General features: G+C 61.6%; 17 protein-coding genes. 9 read left to right on the forward strand and 8 right to left on the reverse strand.

From position 1 onward, the window contains the following. Positions 1-160: 160 nt before the first annotated feature. Positions 161-1834 carry a hypothetical protein gene (locus tag C6I20_RS14415; protein WP_162891348.1) on the reverse strand — a complete coding sequence of 558 codons (1674 nt, stop codon included), beginning with the start codon at positions 1832-1834 and terminating at the stop codon, positions 161-163. Next, complete coding sequence (locus tag C6I20_RS14420; RefSeq protein WP_162891349.1) at positions 1831-2844, reverse strand: hypothetical protein; 1014 nt, start codon at positions 2842-2844, stop codon at positions 1831-1833. The genes C6I20_RS14415 and C6I20_RS14420 overlap by 4 nt, the downstream gene beginning before the upstream one ends. 18 nt (positions 2845-2862) lie before the next feature. Between C6I20_RS14420 and C6I20_RS14425 the strand changes: the two genes are divergently transcribed. The 7 genes from C6I20_RS14425 to C6I20_RS14460 all read left to right on the forward strand — a co-directional run bounded on the left by C6I20_RS14425 (position 2863) and on the right by C6I20_RS14460 (position 11282). Continuing rightward, the gene (locus C6I20_RS14425; protein ID WP_118397135.1) at positions 2863-3135 is read left to right on the forward strand and encodes an XRE family transcriptional regulator; all 273 of its coding nucleotides are present in this window, start codon (positions 2863-2865) and stop codon (positions 3133-3135) included. 128 nt (positions 3136-3263) lie between these two features. After that, positions 3264-3653, forward strand: coding sequence for a hypothetical protein (locus C6I20_RS14430; protein WP_118397138.1), 390 nt, complete (start codon positions 3264-3266; stop codon positions 3651-3653). Further along, entirely contained in the window at positions 3650-5386 is a 1737-nt protein-coding gene (locus C6I20_RS14435) for a class I SAM-dependent DNA methyltransferase (RefSeq protein WP_118397141.1), read from the forward strand. Before C6I20_RS14430 ends, C6I20_RS14435 begins: the two co-directional genes overlap by 4 nt. Next, on the forward strand, positions 5383-6600 hold the full coding sequence (locus tag C6I20_RS14440) for a hypothetical protein (RefSeq protein ID WP_162891350.1): 1218 nt from the start codon (positions 5383-5385) through the stop codon (positions 6598-6600). The genes C6I20_RS14435 and C6I20_RS14440 overlap by 4 nt, the downstream gene beginning before the upstream one ends. Positions 6601-6902: 302 nt before the next feature. Beyond that, positions 6903-10040: a type I restriction endonuclease subunit R gene (locus C6I20_RS14450; protein WP_118397150.1), complete on the forward strand. Its 3138-nt coding sequence runs from the start codon at positions 6903-6905 to the stop codon at positions 10038-10040. Between the two features lie 92 nt (positions 10041-10132). Beyond that, positions 10133-10477, forward strand: coding sequence for a hypothetical protein (locus tag C6I20_RS17190; protein ID WP_162891351.1), 345 nt, complete (start codon positions 10133-10135; stop codon positions 10475-10477). A gap of 154 nt (positions 10478-10631) precedes the next feature. After that, on the forward strand, positions 10632-11282 hold the full coding sequence (locus C6I20_RS14460) for an SHOCT domain-containing protein (RefSeq protein ID WP_118397156.1): 651 nt from the start codon (positions 10632-10634) through the stop codon (positions 11280-11282). A gap of 227 nt (positions 11283-11509) precedes the next feature. On the opposite strand, the gene C6I20_RS14465 is transcribed toward C6I20_RS14460, so the two are convergent. The 3 genes from C6I20_RS14465 to C6I20_RS17445 form a co-directional block, all read right to left on the reverse strand. Continuing rightward, the gene (locus C6I20_RS14465; RefSeq protein WP_118397158.1) at positions 11510-12154 is read right to left on the reverse strand and encodes a hypothetical protein; all 645 of its coding nucleotides are present in this window, start codon (positions 12152-12154) and stop codon (positions 11510-11512) included. Between the two features lie 305 nt (positions 12155-12459). Continuing rightward, entirely contained in the window at positions 12460-13239 is a 780-nt protein-coding gene (locus C6I20_RS14470) for an integrase core domain-containing protein (RefSeq protein WP_216822902.1), read from the reverse strand. After that, the gene (locus tag C6I20_RS17445) at positions 13194-13637 is read right to left on the reverse strand and encodes a leucine zipper domain-containing protein (protein ID WP_216822862.1); all 444 of its coding nucleotides are present in this window, start codon (positions 13635-13637) and stop codon (positions 13194-13196) included. The genes C6I20_RS14470 and C6I20_RS17445 overlap by 46 nt, the downstream gene beginning before the upstream one ends. A gap of 504 nt (positions 13638-14141) precedes the next feature. Between C6I20_RS17445 and C6I20_RS14475 the strand changes: the two genes are divergently transcribed. Both C6I20_RS14475 and C6I20_RS14480 read left to right on the forward strand, forming a co-directional pair. Further along, the gene (locus C6I20_RS14475; RefSeq protein WP_118397161.1) at positions 14142-14888 is read left to right on the forward strand and encodes a hypothetical protein; all 747 of its coding nucleotides are present in this window, start codon (positions 14142-14144) and stop codon (positions 14886-14888) included. Next, the gene (locus tag C6I20_RS14480; RefSeq protein ID WP_118397164.1) at positions 14885-16819 is read left to right on the forward strand and encodes an acetoacetate--CoA ligase; all 1935 of its coding nucleotides are present in this window, start codon (positions 14885-14887) and stop codon (positions 16817-16819) included. Before C6I20_RS14475 ends, C6I20_RS14480 begins: the two co-directional genes overlap by 4 nt. Before the next feature lie 24 nt (positions 16820-16843). Here the strand turns inward: C6I20_RS14480 and C6I20_RS14485 are convergent, their stop codons facing one another. The 3 genes from C6I20_RS14485 to C6I20_RS14495 all read right to left on the reverse strand — a co-directional run bounded on the left by C6I20_RS14485 (position 16844) and on the right by C6I20_RS14495 (position 19929). Beyond that, a complete protein-coding gene (locus C6I20_RS14485) occupies positions 16844-17869 on the reverse strand; it encodes an aspartate-semialdehyde dehydrogenase (RefSeq protein WP_118397167.1) in 1026 nt (341 codons plus the stop codon). After that, a complete protein-coding gene (locus C6I20_RS14490; protein ID WP_118397170.1) occupies positions 17866-19146 on the reverse strand; it encodes an aspartate kinase in 1281 nt (426 codons plus the stop codon). Before C6I20_RS14490 ends, C6I20_RS14485 begins: the two co-directional genes overlap by 4 nt. Positions 19147-19215: 69 nt before the next feature. After that, the gene (locus tag C6I20_RS14495) at positions 19216-19929 is read right to left on the reverse strand and encodes a flavodoxin family protein (protein ID WP_118397173.1); all 714 of its coding nucleotides are present in this window, start codon (positions 19927-19929) and stop codon (positions 19216-19218) included. Between the last annotated feature and the right edge of the window lie 42 nt (positions 19930-19971).

The following is a 19971-nucleotide window of genomic DNA, read 5'->3' on the forward strand; positions in this document are numbered from 1 at the left end:
GGGCCAGGAACGGCGCGTGGCGCCCGCTTGTGCCTGTCGATCCGTACGGTCATGGCGATCCGTGAGGAAATAGCAAAGCCCCGACCGTTGATCTTCGGTCAGGGCTGGAGGTGTACCTTGCGGGGCCACTTTGTGGCCATTTCGAGGGTGCAGGTTCTACTCAGGTTCGAGCGGCCATCGCCTTTTCGATTTCTTCACGCTCGTCATCGTTCATTCTCGCGGAGTTGTACGGCATCGACTTCCGAAGTTCCTTCTTGCGTGCAACCGACTTGGCGAACTCAACGTCCTCCTGCTTCCTACGTGCAAGTCTCAACAGTTCGATGTTCCTAGCCATGACGACCAACGCCGCGAGGACGAACTGTGCCGTTCGCCCACGCAAGCGTCGCTTCTCCTTCTCGCCGAGGTTGTGTGTCGACCCCCGCTTCAATCCGCCATTGGCCTGCTCGACTGTGGTCCGCAAGTTGTAGGCCGCTTTCCATTCAGGGCTCTCGAACTGAAACTCCTGTGCGTGCTTGAGGCCTGCCGCGAGTGGAATCGAGATGGTCTTCTGGGTGCAGAACAGGTCCGCGTCCTTCCGGTCAGGATTGCAGCGGTGACCCAAGTTGACCGGGTGCGACCAGCGAGTCACGCCTTCCGAATCGGGGCGAGACTTCCGGATTGCCGCGTACTTCCGTCGGGCTTCGACCCGCTTGTTCCGTGTCTTCTTGTCGATGAGGCCGTCCTTGTAGTCCTTGGTGGCAGAGATCAGATTCTTCGGCATGGTCGAGCAGTACCACCACCCATCGACCTGGAGGGCTCCTCGATAGTCGTCCTGCTTGCCCAACTGGTCGACCCTGTATTCGGTGACCGGCTTGAACCCCATCGCCGACGCGAACACATGAAAGTGCTCGGTCTTGGCACCGGAGTAGTACGCCCGGTCGCCCAACCCAAGATTGACTGGAAGACCATGGGCCGGAACTGACTTCAGAGCGCGGATTGCGTTGCGGCCTGGCGCCCGACTCGCCCCGTCCCACCCAATCCCTACAACGACGTGCGGCATCTCCTGTTGGTGGACTTCGCCGTCCCGGCCAACACGAAAGTTGTCAGTCATCGTGGCAAGCGTCAGTTCGAAGCCGAACGCGTGCTTGGCAAACTTCTTCTTGCCCGCCGAGATGTCCGTTCCACTGTGGTCGCCGTCGCGGAAGTAGATGCTGGCGTCCGGCTCCGAAGAGACGTACCTGCCGAACTTCTTGTCTGTTCCGCGTCCGCCGCCAGCCTTGATGAGGGTGCCGTCGAATGCGAAGTTGCCGTCCGTTTGCGCAATCCACTGTCCGCCGTCGGCGTTGGCAGAAGAGAAGACCAGGTCGTTCACGATTTCGTGCAGGACGTCGTTGAGGCGCTCAACCGCCTCAATGTCTCGCGAGTTCACCAGTTGCTCATACTCGGCGAACGTCAGTCGCTTCCGGCGAGGTCCACGGAACGGGTCGCATGGGGCAATGAGGGTTTGCAGAGCGCGGGCCAGTCGGTGATAGACCTGCACCTCGGAGAGTTCGTCGAATCGGTGCAGTTCCAGGTATCGCAATGAGGCAGCATCCAAGCGGCGCCGAACAGTATGTGTGGCAAGTGTGAGATGCATGGCCTCGTGTTCAGTGGCCAAAAGGAACAGGACGACGAGGATGGCACGGTCTGTGACCGACCCCGGACGCCCACCGGCGCCTCGGCCAGCACGCATCTTGGCCCGAAGAGCAGCCAACTTTGGGAGAGCGCCCGATTGGTCAATGAATCGGGCCGCGTTCACCACTCGCTGAAATTCCAGTCTGGTGTCGTGCCGTCCCAAGTAGTCGAGGTCACTCATGAGTTCGCCCCCAGGCGGAGCGCATCCATGTGATCACAAATTTCGCGGACATCGACGAACGGCAGGTACCGCTGGAGCGTGGAGACCTGCGTGACTCCAGCCAGTTTCAGCAAGAGGTCCACGGGGGTCGCGGCATTCAAGTGGTCGACCATCCAAGTCGAGCGCAAGCGCTGGCAATGCGGCTTGACGCCTTCGCCGTTGCAGGTCCAGAGGAAGTCAGCGACGGCGTTGCCGACGCGGTACTTGACGTAGTTCCGAAGAACCAGCGGCCCGGTCTTCGGCGCCGCCTTCGCAACTACGCGGACCATGTCCTCCCACTCGGCGAGAACCGGGACGGTTCGCGAGTTCTTGCCGGGAATGTGAACGAGGACCGTGTTGCGACGGACCTCGATGTGGTCGGACGTGAGCAAAAGCAGTTCGACGGCAGTCACTCCTGCCCCGGCTGCGAGCGCGACGACGACTTCAAGGTTCTTGCGGCGGTGCTCGGTGGCCTGGCCGTTGACGAACGAGCGCAGTCCGACCTTCTCCGAAGCCGTGTACGGCTTCTTTCCTTGGCTTGAGTTGTACGAGCGGCGGTCCTCGGTGGCTCCGGGGTGCTCACCGAGCAACCGGGCCGAGATGCGCAGCAGGATAGAGCGGATGGTTCCCTGCGCCGCGTCCGACCGGCTATCGCGCTGACCGACGAAGTCGAAGATGTTCGACGGGTGGAAGATGACCGCGCGCTCCAGGTCGAGGCACTCGACCTTGATGGACCACTGAACGAGTTGAGCAACGGCGCTCAGCCAGGGCTGTGCCGTCGTGTACCGATCAGGCTCCGCATCGCGGACGGCTTCACGGACGAACGTCTCGATGACCACCCAATCGGTCGGGTCAATCTTCGGAGTGAACGAGTCAATCTTCTTCACCACCAGAGCCCACTCCTCATCCTGCTGGCTATAGTTATCGCCAGCCGCGAGGGTCGACCGTACCTCCAGTTCCCGACAATCTGAAGTGGCGACAGGAATCGCCACGGCGTCTAGGCTCGACCCATGCCCCGCCCCCGGCGCGACGCCCCGAGCACTTTCAGTGCCGACTGGCCCAGCGCCGCCTGCTCGGACCCCGACGCCGAGGTCCTGCGACGCATCGCCGTCAACCTCCGGGCCGCCATCGGCGACAGGAGCCTGCGCTCGGTGGCCGCCGACAGCGGCATCCACCACTCGCTCGTCGCGAAGGTCCTTGACGGGCAAGCCTGGGTCGAGGTCGTCACAGTCGCTCGCTTGGAGCGTGGACTCGGGGCCCGGCTCTGGCCGGATACTGAATGAGTTGTTCATGCCAGCACCTATGCGGCGACCGACGTCGACGCTGATCGAGACAGGCACCAATAAAGTCGAGATCCGGTCTTTTAGACATTTTCCGGTGCTGGGATGGAAAGTCTTCTACCCTGTACCGGGTGAGTGACCCACGATTCGTTCCCCGCGACTACGCGGACGAATGGGACGGGTTCGGCAAGGTGTGGGATATCAATTGGATGAGCAATCCCCGCAATGAACTCGACCGGACTCGCATCGCGGCTGCACTCATCCAGCACCGCTTCTCGTATGTGATCCGAAGGAAAGCGAAGGTCAAGCACGGTTCTGTCAGCGCCTACGCCAAGGATGTTGGAACGCCGTACGACCACCTGTCCAAAGTCTTACGTGGTGAGGCCATTCTGCGGCTCGAAGTCATCGCGCAAGCAGAGCGCCACCTTGGCGGTATCCAAGAGGAAGTGGCGCGGATGTCTGGGCATCTTGCCGATCACACGCAGCCAGCACTGATACAAAATGAATTGGAGCAGCAGTGAGCAACCTGGGGAACCTTGTCTGGTCGATCGCGGATCAGTTGCGTGGCGTATACAAGCCGCACCAGTACGGCAGCATCGTGTTGCCATTCACCATTCTTCGCCGGCTCGACTGCATCCTCGCTGAATCTCGCGACGAAGTTCGAACGCTTGCCACCAAGTACGACAACGGTGCACTCGACGTTCAGGTGAAACGCAAGACCGGACTCAGTTTCTACAACACGTCGGAGTTCGACTTCGCTCGGCTGCTTGAAGACCCCGAAGGTTTGCGCGCCAACTTGCTCGACTACCTGACACGGTTCTCGTCGAACATCGACGTGTTTGAACGGTTCGGGTTCGAGAACGAGATCGCAAAACTGGACGAGAAGAACCGGCTTTACCTGATCGTGTCCAAGTTCGCCGAGGTGGACCTTCACCCGTCGACGGTGTCGAACGCTGACATGGGCGACATATTTGAAGAACTGATCCGCAAGTTTGCCGAGGCCTCGAACGAAGAAGCCGGTGAGCACTACACGCCCCGCGATGCGATCCGCTTGATGGTCGATCTGCTGTTCGCCGAGGACTCCGAGGCGCTTCTCGAGCCAGGCACGGTTCGATCTGTCTACGACCCGACCGCTGGTACGGGCGGAATGTTGTCCGTCGCAGAAGAGCGCCTCCTCGAACGAAACCCTGACGCGCGGCTCCGTTTGTACGGCCAAGAGATCAACGATCAGTCCTACGCCATCTGCAAGTCCGACATGATCGCCAAAGGTCAAGACGCATCGAACATCCGTCTCGGAGACACTCTCGCTGACGACATGTTCTTCGACCGGACCTTCGACTTCTGTATGTCGAACCCTCCATACGGAGTGGACTGGAAAGCATCCGAATCCACGGTCAAGGAGGAACACAAGAAGGGCGGCCCCAACGGACGGTTCGGCCCTGGACTGCCGTCTGTCTCTGACGGTCAGATGCTGTTCCTCACCCATTTGGCTCACAAGATGCGGCCCGAGCATGATGGCGGCGGCAGAGCCGGGATCGTTTTGAACGGTTCGCCATTGTTCAACGGTGCAGCCGGTTCTGGCCCGTCCGAGATTCGGCGTTGGCTGCTGGAGAACGATCTGGTGGAAGCGATCGTCGCTCTGCCAACCAACATGTTCTTCAACACCGGTATCGCCACGTACATCTGGATTCTCGACAACTCGAAAAAGCCCGAACGTGTCGGCAAGGTCCAACTAATTGACGCGACTTCGATGTGGACGAAGATGCGGAAGAACTTGGGCAACAAGGGCCGCGAGATCGACGCGCAAGCACGCGAACAGATCCTGGCACTCTACGACGCCTTTGAAGAGAACGACGAGTCGAAGATCTTCAACAACACGGACTTCGGCTACTGGACCATCACGGTCGAGCGCCCACTGCTTGATGACGACGGCAAGCCAGTCACCGACAAGAACAGCAACCCGAAACCCGACTCGAAGAAGCGTGACACCGAGAACATCCCGTTCACGTACGGCGGCAACATAGAAGGTGAGCCAGGTCAGGCATCGACTATCAAGACGTACTTCGAGGCCGAGGTACTACCACATGTTCCTGACGCCTGGATCGACACCAAGAAGACCAAGGTCGGGTACGAGGTTCCGTTCACCCGCCACTTCTACAAGTACGTCCCGCCACGCCCACTCGCCGAAATCGACGCGGACCTCGAAGCGCAGGTCGCCAAGATCTTGGGGTTGCTTCGTGAGGTTGAGGCATGAGAACTGTTCCGTTGGGCCGTGTAGTTTCGCTCGCAACAGAAAAGACCTCTGACCGGGAGTTTCGTATCGGACTTGAGGCAGTCGAATCCAAGACGGGAAGTCTTGTCTCATCCCCAGTTACGGACTACGACGGGGATGGGATCGCGTTCGAAGTGGGGGACGTTCTCTTTGGAAAACTCCGCCCCTACCTAGCAAAGGTTTGGTGTGCCGATACCGCAGGAGCGGCGGTTGGCGATTTCCACGTCTATCGCCCGAACACCGAACTAGTCGACAGTGCCTACTTGAGATTCGCGCTTCTCTCGGACCGCTTTCTTGATCCAGTGGTTTCCTCGGTGTTTGGCGCGAAGATGCCGAGGGCAAGTTGGGATTTCATACGTGGGGTGGAAATCTGGCTGCCCTCGGTGGCGGAACAGAAAGGCATCGCCGAATACCTAGACCGTGAGACCGCGCAGATCGACACGCTCATCGAAGAGCAGCAACGGCTTGTTGAGATGTTGCATGAACGGCGAAAGTCCTTGGTGGATCGTGGTGTCTTCGGCCTCGATTCGGGCAAGCCGCGAGAACTACGCCTGATTGGACGACATCGCGCTGTCGAACCGCTCCTCGCGAACACTCCGGCACATTGGGGAATCCAGCGCTTTCTCGCTGTCCTTAAACGTGTCGTCGAGCGAAACTCCGATCTGAGCGAACCGATGATGTCCCTCAAATCAACAGGAGAAATAGTTCGACGAGACTCTCTCGGGGGTCGGCAAGAGCCCGATGAAGGGAGCCTCCCCAAGTACCTAGTGACTCACCCGGACAGTCTGGTCGTGAACCCGATGTGGCTCATTGGTGGTGCAATCGGGGTCAGCCAGGTTGATGGCGCAGTGAGCCCCGACTATCGCGTGTTCGATGTCGCTGACGCAGTACATCCTCGCTACCTACATCACCTTTTGCGCTCCAGTCCTTATATCGATCAGTACATGCTTTACACGCGGGCTCAGACAACTTTCGATCGGCGCGTGCAGCAGCCGGAACTGAACAACCTCCCTATCCCTCTGCCACCAATGGAAGAACAGATTGAGATTGCCGTCAGCATTGACGAACAGGCTGCCAAGATCGACTCATTAATCGCTGAGGCGGAGCGCTTCATCGAACTATCCCGTGAGCGCCGGTCAGCGTTGATCACGGCTGCAGTGACTGGTCAGATCGACGTGAGAGAGCAGGTCGCCTGATGGCTGACGACGGCGCTGGCAGCGAGCCAACGAAGGCACCCAAACGGTCGTTCACCGACGACCTATGGGCTTTAGACGAGGCGACCTTGATTCAGCGATTCATCGTGGGGCGCGGGAATGGTGACGATCAGACTGCGCTAGCCATACTTCAGGCGAAAGCCATGGTCGCCGCTCGCGATGCCGCTAGTGAGACCAAGCGCATGGCTCACCAAACGGCGCGACTCGCGTGGGCGACGGTCGCCTTAGCCATCGCGACGGCCGCCCTAGTCATCATTTCCGCGTGGAACTAGAGAAGGCTTCCCATGGCTCAGCACAACGAGATTGAGTTCGAGAAAGAACTCTGTGACCATCTGGCCGCGAGCGGTTGGCTGTACTCGGCGAACGACAAGGGTTACGACCGTGAGCGCGCGGTCTTCCCAGAGGATCTCTTCGGTTGGCTCGGGGACACTCAGCCAGACCAGTTAGCGAAGGTCGTCAAGCCGGATGCGGCTGACGTCGACAAGCAGCGTGGTCTGGTGTTGGACCGGTTGGTGAAGGTTCTGGATACGCCGATGGAGAGCGGCGGCGGAACCCTAAATGTGCTGCGCAACGGGTTCACGCATGTGAACGCGAAGTTCAAGGTGTGCCAGTTCCAGCCCGAATCGACTTTGAACGCCGCAACGGTTGAGGACTACTCGAAGGTACGCGTCCGTGTGATGCGGCAAGTGCATTTTTCGACAGCAAACCAGCAGTCAGTTGACCTGGTGCTGTTTGTGAATGGTCTGCCAGTGGCGACGATTGAGTTGAAAACTGACTTCACGCAGTCGGTGGCTGATGCCATCGAGCAGTACAAGAAGACCCGTTTGCCGAAAGATCCTGGAACGAAGAAGGTGCAGCCGCTGTTTGTTGCTGGCGCACGCGCGGTCGTTCACTTCGCAGCGTCGAATGACGAAGTATGGATGACCACCGAGTTGGCTGGTACCAGTACCCGCTTCTTACCGTTCAACCGTGGTGACGAGGACGGTGGGGCTGGGAATCCGCACAATCCGTCCGGTTCTCCTTCGTCGTACTTGTGGGAACGGATATTGCAGCGCGACGCCTGGCTAAACATTCTGGGCCGGTTCGTGTACATCAAGCATGAAAGGGTCACCGACCCGATCACAGGCAAGAAGTCCAAATCTTCATCGCTACGGTTCCCCCGTTTCCATCAGTGGGAAGCGGTCGCAAACCTGACCGAGACCGTCAAAGCCGAAGGTTCAGGGAACCGATACCTGGTCCAGCACTCGGCAGGATCAGGCAAGACTGACTCGATTTCGTGGTTGTCGCACCGGCTGGCACGTTTGCAGGTCAACAACCAGAAGGTGTTCGACTCGGTGATCGTGGTGACGGACCGCAACGTGTTGGACGAACAGTTGCAGGAAGCGATCCGCCAAATCGACAATGACCAGGACATCGTGGTCGCCATCGACCGTGGCGAAGCGTCCCGTTCAGGCACATCCAAATCTGGGTTGCTCGCCAAGTCGCTGACTGACGGCAAACTGATCATTGTTGTCACCATTCAGACGTTCCCCTACGCGATGGAAGAGATCCGCAAGAACAAGGGTTTGAAGGGCAAGAAGTTTGCTGTAATCGCCGATGAAGCCCACTCGTCGCAGTCCGGCCAAGTCGCGTCGAAGATGAAGGCGGTACTCACTGCCGACGAACTTCTAGACATCGAAGACGGCGGCGAGTTCAGCGTCGAAGACACCCTTGCGGTTGAAGCCACCGAACGCGCCGACTCCGACGACATTTCCTTCTTCGCGTTCACGGCAACGCCCAAAGCGAAAACGTTGGAACTGTTCGGTCGTGTGCCAACCGATTCCAGCACAAGTCTTCCAGCACCGTTCCACGTCTACACGATGAAGCAGGCCATCCAGGAGGGCTACATCTTGGACGTGTTGAAGGGATACCACTCGTTCAAGTTGGCGTTCAGGATCGGGCAGAACGCGGCCGCCCAAACTGCTACCCAGTCTGTGCCGCTCACTGAAGTCGATGAGAGTGAAGCGACAAGCCAGGTGATGCGTTGGGTGAAGATCAACCCGCAAACGATCACCCAAAAGTCGGCCATCATCGTGGAACATTTCCGCGACAACGTTGCCCACCTGCTCGAGGGTCACGCGAAAGCGATGGTCGTCAGCGATTCGCGCAAAGCCGCTGTCCGTTACAAGTTGGCGATCGACACCTACATCACCAAGAAGGGCTACGGCTACTGCACGTTGGTTGCGTTCTCGGGTGGCGTCACCGACACCGATTTTGGGCCAGATGACTTCACCGAAGCGAACATGAACCCAGGCGTCTACGACTTGCGTAACGCGTTCAAGGGCGACGAATACAAAGTCATGATCGTGGCCAACAAATTCCAAACAGGGTTTGACCAGCCGTTGCTGTGCGCAATGTACGTCGATCGCCAACTATCCGGCGTCACCGCCGTGCAAACGCTCAGCAGGCTCAACCGCACCTATGTCACCCCGAACGGTGTGGAGAAGACCGACAGCGCCACCCAGGTAGTCGATTTCGTCAACGACCCGCAACTGATCCAGGAATCGTTCGAGCCGTACTTCAAAGACGCCTACCTGGAAACGGCTACCGACCCAAACCTGGTTCACGATGTCGCATCGAAACTGGACCAAGCAGCAATCTTCACGCAGGCCGAAATCGACCAATGCGCTGAAGCGTGGGTGAAGCAGAAAGGCAACAACGCGCTCACTGCTGCGGTCAACCCAGGCAAAGAACGTTTCCAAACCCGGTACCAGTCGGCGCTGATCGCGAATAGCGGCAGCGGTGACAAACCGCTGATCGACGAGTTGGACATGTTCCGCAAAGACGTAGGGACGTTCATCCGCTTGTACGACTTCATGAGCCAAATCATCGACTTCGGCGACCCCGACCTCGAGAAGAAGTCGATCTATCTACGTCTGCTGGAACCTAAAATCCAGCCCCACAACTACACCGCACCTCTAGACCTGTCAGATGTGTCATTGCTGGGCGTTAAGCAAGTCGACAGAGGCAAAACCGATATCGGCCTGGTCGAGGCGAACGGACTCAAGGGATTGACCGCTGCTGGTTCCGGCGCAAAACGCGACCCGAAACTCGTAGCCTTCCAAGTCGTCATCGACCGACTCAACGACCTATTCGGCAATGAAGACTTCACCACCGGGCAAAAGGTGTCGTTTCTCGAAGCGCTCCTGCGCACACTCCTCGATGACGAAGGACTTGTTCAGCAGGCCAAGGTCAACACCGCGCAGCAGTTTGCAGATAGCCCCGACTTCGACGACGCCGTCGTAGACGCAGTTGCCGACAACCAAGGCTCGCACAACAAGATGGCCGACTACTTCTTCACCAATGGTCCCGGACGCATTGAACTGGTCGGCAGCATCGCCAAAGCCTTCTACGAGTACGCCACCGCCGAGCCAACCCCTTGACCCCTGATTGACGAGACCACCGCCCGGGCCAAGGTTTGCTAGTTGAGGCGTGCCCGCCCGAACTTGTCAGACCCTCGAGCGACCGTCGACAGATGAACGATCTGACCCCCGAACAGATTCACATGCTAAAGGTCGAACTCGATTTACAATCCGAGCACGGCGTTACCTTCGTCGCGAACGGTGTACTCCATAGCGTCCATCCCGAATCGGCATGCTCCGGTCGTCATTGCTGGGTGCACCGTCCGTCTCAACACCCGCTTGCTCATGCTCCGGTCTACTGGGACAGCGACAGCGGTCGCGCCTTCCGGGTGTGCGATCACGACCAACTCCACCCCGACCCCGACGACGCTCACTACCGAATCCGGGCCTTGGGCGACTGGCCAGTGGCCGCCTTTCGGCACGAGTGCGACGGCTGCTGCGGCCACTTCGCCCGCTAGGAAACTCGACAGCAATCGACCGTTGCTCATCAATGGCCGAAGTTGCCCCTGCTGAGCGGCGTAGGGAAACGACGCCCGGCCACTGGTGCGAACGAAAGTTGGACAATTTCGACAACCGCTCGAATGGGCGAGTCGGCGCTGACATCATGGCTCTATGAGCGATCAGGAGATTGAAGGCACTGTCGGTAAAGAGCAGGGCAGACTGGCGAAGTGGGGTTCATCTGTCAAGAAGAGCGTCGACGATGCTCAGGCAGTTCGCAAGGAGCGATTGGCGCAGAACCTTGCTACCTACGGCACTCCGACGATGTCAAAGGTTTTTGGCGGTAGCACAGTCGAGATTTATGACGGCGGCTATGTACGAGTGAGTCCCTTGATGACCGGCAAGACACCTTTTGAAAAGTTGCGTTCAATCGAATACTCGTTCCAGGTTCAAGATAAGAGCGCTGGTGGACGTGCGGTCGCGGGGGCCATGGTCATGGGCGTGAACTACTTGGGCTCCAAGGAGAAGCGGTTTGCGTTCTTAACCATTGCTACAGGCGCGAAGGTTCACACGCTGAAAACGAAGGCCGGTATGACCCGAACTGAAGATCGCATCGGCATGGCACTCGAGGCGGCTGGCAATGCGGTGCTCGACACGGTGAAAAGTGCCACGCCGATGCAGGTCACCCTGGCGGGCTCGACTCCATCTGAAACCCAACCCGACCTCGCCGACCAGATCAAGAAACTGGCCGAATTGCATGCGTCCGGGATTCTCACCGATGAAGAGTTCACAAACAAGAAGGCCGTACTACTTGAACGAATGTGAAATCTGCAGCCGAGTAGCCCTCCTACCCGATGTCGGCGGGCTGGGAAGAAGTCGGACCTTCGCAGGGATCTTGTCTCCGCGTCCGTCACTCCTTCGTAGGTCAAGGTAGTTTCGCCTGTCGAACTGCCTTGATTGAATGGTGCTCGCTTCGGCGGATGCCATTCGTCGTGCAAATCCGACCGCCGTCGATCGGCACAGGACACGTATAGAAGGTGTTCGCCGGACGCCTACGAAATGTCGAGCCATTCCACTGGCGCAGGACCGAACACCTTTTTCGCGGACTTCACCGTCATGCGCCCCACGACGTGGTTCGCACTCGCTCCGATCACCACGCTGATTCCTAGAGGAACCTGCTTGCTCAACACGAGCACTCCTTGCTTCGTTCCGTATTTCGTGACGAACCTTGGACCAAGGACCTTGTTGGCGGCATTTACTGTGGTCATCGGAATCTTGTTGACGATCGACTTTCCCCAGTACGGGACAGTCCGCTCAGCGCCCTTGTTCAACACCGCAATCGCGGAGTCTCCGAGCAAGACGGTCTGGACCAGGAGCCGTCTGCGCTCCATGTCGTCAGGGTGCAGACCGTGGATCTCAGCAAGCGTGAGTGCGTAAAGAACCGAAGCCTCAGTGAACGCAACGAGATCGAGACCCGCTGTTGCAAGCCCCCACCCAGGCACAATGGCACCGCCGCCAGCAGCGCCGCCTGAAGATGTGACGCCAACAAGGTAGAACTTCGTGACTCGCCGCACGAGGTCTGCGGGTGTATCCGTCGGGTTGACCCGACGAAGCCGGTCGACGTTCTTTCTGGCAAGAGGTGCCTGGACGCTCAGAGCCTTCGTGAAGGCGGAGGACACAATCTCTTGGGAACCCATGGGAAGAGAGTAGGGCCAAACCAAGACAATCGTTCACCATGCCGTCGGGCTCGCCTCGCCATAATCGCGTTTCCCATGAGCGCAATGACACAACGCGCCAAACAGGCCGATGCAGTTCCTGTTCGCCTACTGAAACTGCAACGATTTTAGGAATTCGCTGGGAACAAGTCGCAACTTCGCTGGGAGCATCTCCTCGCGGCCGCCACGTACTCGCAGGTCAGGTGAGTTTCACAAACTACTCACCATGTGATGTCTCAGGACATCGGAAACTCCCGGACCTGCATTTTGCAGGTTCGGGAGTTTTTTCATTGGCCTTGGTAGTCGCGTTCTGGGTTGATGGTGAGCTCGCGCAAAAGCTCTCCGGTGACGGCGTTGGCGATGCGGACGTGCAGGTCCTGGATGAGCAGGATGACGTGGGTTCGGGCGTGGGTTCGTCCGACTCCGATGTGGTGCAGTTTGCCGTTGACGCGCAGCGTCACGGCACCTGTTTTGTCGATGCGGTCGTGACGGACACGGTCATGCGTGTCGGCGTCCCGGCTGTTGCCGGGCAGAGCTTTCGGCATGGTCTCGAACAAGGCGGCCGGTGTTGCCTGGTGGGGCAGGGATCGGTGGGGGCGGCGGCTGTTGTATTCGTCGACGAAGACGTCGAGCACAGCTTGGAGTTCGTCGATGGTGGCGGGTTGGACCGGTTGGGCGCGGAGCCACTTCTTGAGCGTCTGCTGGAAGCGTTCGACCTTGCCCTGGGTCGTGGGGTGGTTGGGGCGGCCGTTCTTTTGGACCACGTCCCAGTCGCGGAGTTGTTGCTCGAAGCTGTTGCGTCCGCCTTGCCTGCCGATGCCAGCGAGTCGGACGGTGTAGACCATGCCGTTGTCGGTCAGCGTTGAGGCGGGAATGCCGTGCTGGCCTGCGGTTTTGCGGAAGGTGGCCTTCACGATTGTCGTGGTGATCGCCCGGTGGGCGGACACGTGGAGGGCGTAGCGGGTGCAGTCGTCGAGCCAGGTGATGATCTCGACACCTTTGGGATAGGCCTTGATGTCGGTCAGCGGGTAGTGGGTGAAATCGGACTGCCAGGTCTCGTTTGGCATCTGGGCCTGGAAACGGATGTAGGAGGACTTTGGTCGCTTCTTCGGCTCGGGACAACCAGTCCGCCCTTGGCCAGCTGTCGGGCGATCGTGGCCCTAGAGACCGTCACATCGTGATCTTGTGCCAGGTGCCAGCCGATCGTGTCTGGGCCGGCGTCCAGACCGGCGTCGACCAGCTTGCGGCGGAGCGTCCAGATCAGCTCGACCGTCTCGGCCGGTGTCGCGTTCGGTGTTGTTTTGGGCCGTCGAGAGTGTGGCTCAAAGGCCGCCTCGTCTTCAGTGCGGTAGCGGGCCACGAGCTTGGAGACCCACCCTTTCGACACCCCGTAGGTCGCGGCGACGTCGGCTTGGGTGCGGCCCTCGAGGACGACGGCGGTGATGATCAGGCGGGCTTTCGACATGGCCGAATCCGACCAGCGAAGTGTCTCCTATGTCTTGAGACAGCAGTTTCCTATGACCCGAGACATGGGTTTCCTATGTCCTGAACCAGCACACTGTCAGCCCGACCATTGTGATGTCTCAGGACATCGGAAACTCCCGGACCTGCATTTTGCAGGTTCGGGAGTTTTTTCATTGGCCTTGGTAGTCACGGTCTGGATTGATGGTGAGCTCGGACTCGGCCAGCTCCTCGTGGCTCATCTGAAGGACGGCGGGCGGTGACTTGATCGGCTTTCGCGCGGCCTGCGGTGAGAAGGTCGGCAAATCGGACACCTGAAAGCCGACTGCTCCACCTCCACCACGTCGGCTACGGCCGAGCGGACCGAGCGTCAGGCGCGACGGCGGCCAGCCACGACCATCAGCGCACCGACGAGGACTGCCAGCCCAGCGGAGTCAGCTCGTCGGTCTACTGCCTTCCTGAGGTGAAGGCCGGGCGTCATGACACCCCCTGTGGAAGACTCAGCCCCATGGTCGACGATCCGCAGCAGCCACCCAAGAAGGTGGTCAAGCGCGTCGTCAAGAAGACGGTGTCCCGACCCGCACCCGCCTCCCCTCCGCAGTCGGTCCGCTATGGCCGATCCGTCTCGACCAAGCCGAAGCCACAAGCCAAGGTTGCGACCCGGGCCGGCGCCTCGACTGCAACCACTGTCAAGGCAGCCAAGCCGTCGCGTCCGCGGGTCGAAGTCGGTGCCAAGGTCGGCGCAGCCGGCCGCGCCGTCGGCTCCCGGGCGTCGGTCGCAGCGGGCCTCGCAGGGTCCGCCGGACGCACCTCCGGAACGTTCGTCGCCGACCGGACGCGAACCGTGTTGGCCTGGCGCATCCCGCACATCGAACCTCGCCTCGCCTCGATCATCACCGGAGCCGTCGTCGGACTGGTGTCGATCGGCTTCGCCCTTCTCGCGCTCGAGATATTCACCCAGGTGCGCGGCGTGGCCTCGGGCGGTGGGCGTTGGGGCTCCTTGACGTTCGTCGTTGTCGCCTTCGGCGCGTTCTTCCTCGGCAACCTGCTGCTGTCTGCGTTCGGCACGGCGCAGCCCGGGCTGATCAGCTTCCTCGGTGTGGTCCTGGCCATCGTTGCAATCCTCGCGCTGTTCCTCGGCCTGGCCGAGACGCAGTGGGCGTTCCTGCTCGTGCCTACCCTCGGCGCGCTGACCTATGCCACCTCGAACTGGCTCATCACGCTTGCGGACAGCAGTCCTACACTTCCCGAGTGACTGACATCCTCTGGAGTCCACCGCTGGATGGGCACTCCCGCCTCGAGCAGTTCATGGCAGACCTGGACCACAGGTTCGATGACTACGAGTCGCTGTGGCGTTGGTCGGTCGATGAGCCCAACGCGTTCTGGCGAGCCATCTGGCTCGCCTCCGATCCCCCGTCGGACGGCGACCCCACCCGTGCCCTGATGGACGACTCGATGCCCGGCGCCGTGTGGTTTCCCGACGTGCGCCTGAACTATGCCGAGTCGATGCTGCGGATGCCCGGACGCGCCGACGACGACACTGTCGTGGTCGCGGCCTCGCAGAGCCGCGACGACGTGCTCCTGACCGCCCACGAGCTCCGCGACCAGGTTGCGCGCGCCCGCGCCGGCCTGATCCGCGCCGGGGTGACCGAGGGCGATCGGGTCGCCGCCTACTCGCCCAACATCCCCGAGACGCTGGTCCTGTTGCTCGCCGCGGCGAGCCTCGGCGCGGTGTTCACCTCGTGCGCACCGGAGTTCGGCACCCAGAGCGTCGTCGACCGCTGGCAGCAGATCGAGCCGACGGTGCTGCTCGCGGTCGATGGCTACCGCTATGGCGCCAAGGGCATCGACCGTCGCGCCGAGGTCGAGGCGATCACTGCGAGCCTTCCGAGCCTGCGGGCCGTGGTGTGGCTGCCATACCTGGACCCCGCCGCCGAGGCGCCTGCTGGCGCCATCACCTGGGCCGACCTGACGGCCGAGAGCGCTCCGCTCCAGTTCGTGCGCCTGCCTTTCTCCGCCCCGTTGTACGTGCTGTTCTCCTCCGGCACCACGGGGCTGCCCAAGCCCATCGTGCACGGCCACGGTGGCATCACGGTCGAGCACTTCAAGTCGCTCGCTCTGCAGCACGACCTCGGGCCCGACGATCGATTCTTCTGGTTCTCCACCACGGGTTGGATGATGTGGAACCTGCTGGTCTCCGGTCTGGCCGTGGGCTCTACCGTCGTGATGTTCGACGGCAACCCGGCGTATCCCGACACCGCGATGCTGTGGCAGCTGGCTGAGCGTCTTCAGGTCACGTACTTCGGGACCAGTGCGCCATTCCTGCTGCAGTGCCGCAAGGAGGGGCTCGTGCCTCGCGAGATCGCTGATCTGTCGCGCCTGCGAGGCATCGGCTCGACCGGCGCACCGCTGCCGGCAGAAGGGTTCCGGTGGGTCTACGACTCGGTCAGCGCCACAGCACACCTCGCGTCCACCTCGGGCGGCACTGACGTCTGCGCGGCCTTCGTCGGCGCTGCGCCGATCGTCCCGGTCTACGCCGGCGAGATGTCGTGCCGCATGCTCGGCGCCTCGGTCGAGGCCTACGACGACCAGCACGAGCCAGTTGTCGGCGCCCTCGGTGAGCTCGTGATCACCAGACCCATGCCGTCGATGCCGATCGGATTCTGGGGCGACACCGATGGCGCTCGCTACCGGGCGACGTACTTCGAGGACATACCGGGCGTCTGGCGCCACGGCGACTGGATCACGATCACCGAGCGTGGGACCTGCACCATCACCGGTCGTAGTGACGCCACCCTCAACCGCGGCGGGGTGCGACTCGGCACCTCCGAGTTCTACACCGTCGTCGAGGCACTGCCCGAAGTCTTGGACAGCCTCGTGGTGCACCTCGAGGACGACGAGGGAGGCGCCGGTCGACTGTTGCTGTTCATCGTGCTCGCCGCGGGTGCCGAGCTGGACGACGCGCTGACCGGGAAGATCTCGATGGCGCTGCGGTCACAGCTCTCGCCGCGGCACGTGCCCGATGCGCTCCATCAGGTGGCGGCGCTCCCCCGCACCTTGTCCGGCAAGAAGCTCGAGGTTCCGGTCAAGAAGATCCTGCAGGGCACACCGATCGAGGACGCCGCGGCGACCGGTGCGCTGATCGATCCGACGGCGCTCGAGGTGTTCGCACGTTTCATTCGCTGACGTCGGTGCGCCCTGCCCCTCGCGCTAGGGCAGCAGCAGCTCGGCGATCTGGATCGTGTTGAGGGCGGCACCCTTGCGCAGGTTGTCGCCGCTGACGAACAGCACGAGTCCGCGGTTGCCGTCGATGCTCCGGTCCTGCCGGATCCGGCCAACCAGGCTCGGATCCGTGCCTGCGGCCTGCAACGGCGTGGGGACGTCAACGAGGCGGACCCCGGTTGCCGCCGACAGAATCTCTGTCGCCCGCTCGACGGTGATGTCCGCGGAGAACTCCGCATTGATCGACAGCGAGTGCCCCGTGAAGACCGGGACGCGGACGCACGTGCCGGCGACCCGCAGATCGGGCAGGTGCAAGATCTTGCGGCTCTCGTTGCGGAGCTTCTGCTCCTCGTCGGTCTCGAACGAGCCGTCGTCGACGACCGAGCCGGCCATCGGCAGCACGTTGAACGCGATCGGCGCGACGTAGACCTCGGGAGCCGGGAAGGGCGCCGCCGAGCCGTCATATGCCAGCTCGTCGGCCTTCTCGACCACTGCGAGCGCCTGCCCGTGCAGCTCACGGACGCCGGCGATCCCGGAGCCCGACACGGCCTGATAGCTGCTGATCACCAGCCGTACGAGGCCCGCCTCGTCGTGGAGAGGCTTGAGCACAGGCATCGCTGCCATCGTGGTGCAGTTGGGGTTGGCGATGATGTTCTGCGTCGCGAGCGCGATGTCCTCGGGGTTGACCTCGCTGACGATCAGCGGGATCTCCGGATCCTTGCGGAACGCCGAGGAGTTGTCGATGACCATCGCGCCGGCCGCCGCGAAGCGGGGCGCCTGGGCCCGCGAGGTCGTCGCACCGGCCGAGAACAGTGCGATGTCGATGCCCGAGAGATCAGCAGTCTCGGCATCCTCGATCACGATCTCGCCGCCACGCCACAGGAGTGTCTTGCCAGCAGAGCGCGCGGAGGCGAAGAAACGGACCCGGTCCGCGGGGAAGTCGCGCTCCTCGAGGATGCTGCGCATGGCGATGCCGACCTGGCCGGTCGCGCCGACGATCGCGAGTGTCGTCATCGTCCGGTGCCTCCGTAGACCACGGCCTCGACCTCGTCGGTGCCCAGATCGAATGCTGCATGAGCCGCGTTGACCGCGGCGTCGACCTGGTTTTCGGTCACGACGACTGAGATTCGGATCTCCGAAGTCGAGATCATCTCGATGTTGACCCCGGCGTCGGCCAGGGCGCGGAAGAACCGAGCGGTGATGCCGGGCGACGAGCGCATGCCAGCGCCGACGATCGAGACCTTGCCGACGCTGTCGTCGTACTGCAGGCGCTCAAAGCCGACCGTGTCCTTGAGCCGCGCCAAGGCGGTCATGGCGGTCTGTCCGTCGGCCCGCGGCAGGGTGAACGAGATGTCGGTCAGGTTCGTCGCGGCGGCCGAGACGTTCTGGACGACCATGTCGATGTTGATCTGCGCGTCGGCCAGGGCCTGCAGGATCGTCGCGGCCTCACCCACCTTGTCGGGCACGCCGACGACGGTGATCTTGGATTCGCTGCGATCGTGCGCAACGCCGGAGATTATTGCCTGCTCCATGGGAGCCCCTTCTTGGATGACGTCCTCGGACTTCACGACCCAGGTCCCGGTCTTGTCGGAGAACGATGAACGTACGTGGATCGGCATGTCGTTGCGGCGGGCATACTCGACGCAGCGCAGGTGCAGGATCTTGGCGCCACTGGCCGCCATCTCGAGCATCTCCTCGTAGGAGATGCGCGGGATCTGACGGGCGTTCGGGACGATCCGTGGATCGGCGGTGAAGATCCCGTCGACATCGGTGTAGATCTCGCAGACATCGGCGTGCAGTGCGGCCGCAAGGGCGACCGCGGTCGTGTCAGACCCGCCCCGACCCAGAGTCGTGATGTCCTTGGTGGTCTGCGAGACGCCCTGGAACCCAGCGACGATCGCGACCGCGCCATCGGCGAGGGCGGCCTCGATGCGACCGGGCGTGACGTCGATGATCTTGGCGCGTCCGTGCTCCGAGTCGGTGATCACACCCGCCTGCGAGCCGGTGAACGAGCGGGCCTCCTGGCCGAGTGTGCCTATCGCCATCGCCAGCACCGCCATGCTGATCCGTTCGCCTGCGGTCAGCAGCATGTCGAGCTCGCGGCCCGGGGGCAGCGGCGAGACCTGGTTGGCCAGCTCGATCAGCTCGTCGGTCGTGTCGCCCATGGCAGACACGACCACGACGACGTCGTGACCGGCCTTCTTGGTCGCGACGATGCGCTGGGCGACCCTCTTGATGCTGGTTGCGTCGGCAACCGAGGAGCCGCCGTACTTCTGGACGACAATGCCCACGGGCCCATCCTCTTGCTTGGCGCTACTACCTGACGGTGTACGGGTGCGCGACGCTGCGCACGGTCAAGTCTAGCGATACTCCGGATTGGCTCCGAACTCGTGCACTCCGGAGTCCCACACGGTGCGCTGGTTGCCGAACGCCGGGATGCCACCGGCATCGCGGAACGCCTTCGCCAGGTGCATCAGGTTGTACGTCATGAACGATGTGTTGCGGTTGGTGAAGTCGTTCTCGGGACCGCCCGAATCGGGGTCGAGGTAGGACGGACCCGGCCCGGCCTCCCCGATCCAGCCGGCGTCCGCCTGCGGCGGGATCGTGTAGCCGACGTGCTGCATCGAGTAGAGGATGTTCATCGCGCAGTGCTTGATGCCGTCCTCGTTGCCGGTGATGACGCAGCCGCCGACCTTGCCGTAGAAGGCGTACTGACCAGCATCGTTGAGCATCCCGGAAGCGGAGTACAGCCGCTCGATGACCTGCTTCATGATGCTGCTGTTGTCGCCGAGCCAGATTGGCCCGGCGAGCACCAGGATCTCGGCGGCCATGACCTGGTCGAGGATCTCCGGCCAGGCGTCGACCTCCCAGCCGTGCTCGGTCATGTCGGGATAGACGCCACTTGCGATGGGGTGGTCGATCGCGCGGATCTCGGTGACCGCGACCCCATGGCGACGCATGATGTCGGCGCTCATGGTCACCAGGCCGTCGGTGTTGCTGGGCTCGGGCGACTTCTTGAGCGTCGCGTTGATGAACACGGCACTGAGGCCGGAGAAGTCAGGAGCATCGGTCATGTCGACGAGTCTGCCCTCGCCCGAGTCCCCTGACAACCGGGA

Origin of the sequence: Aeromicrobium sp. A1-2 (genome assembly GCF_003443875.1) — a bacterium.
In the GTDB taxonomy this organism is placed as follows: domain Bacteria; phylum Actinomycetota; class Actinomycetes; order Propionibacteriales; family Nocardioidaceae; genus Aeromicrobium.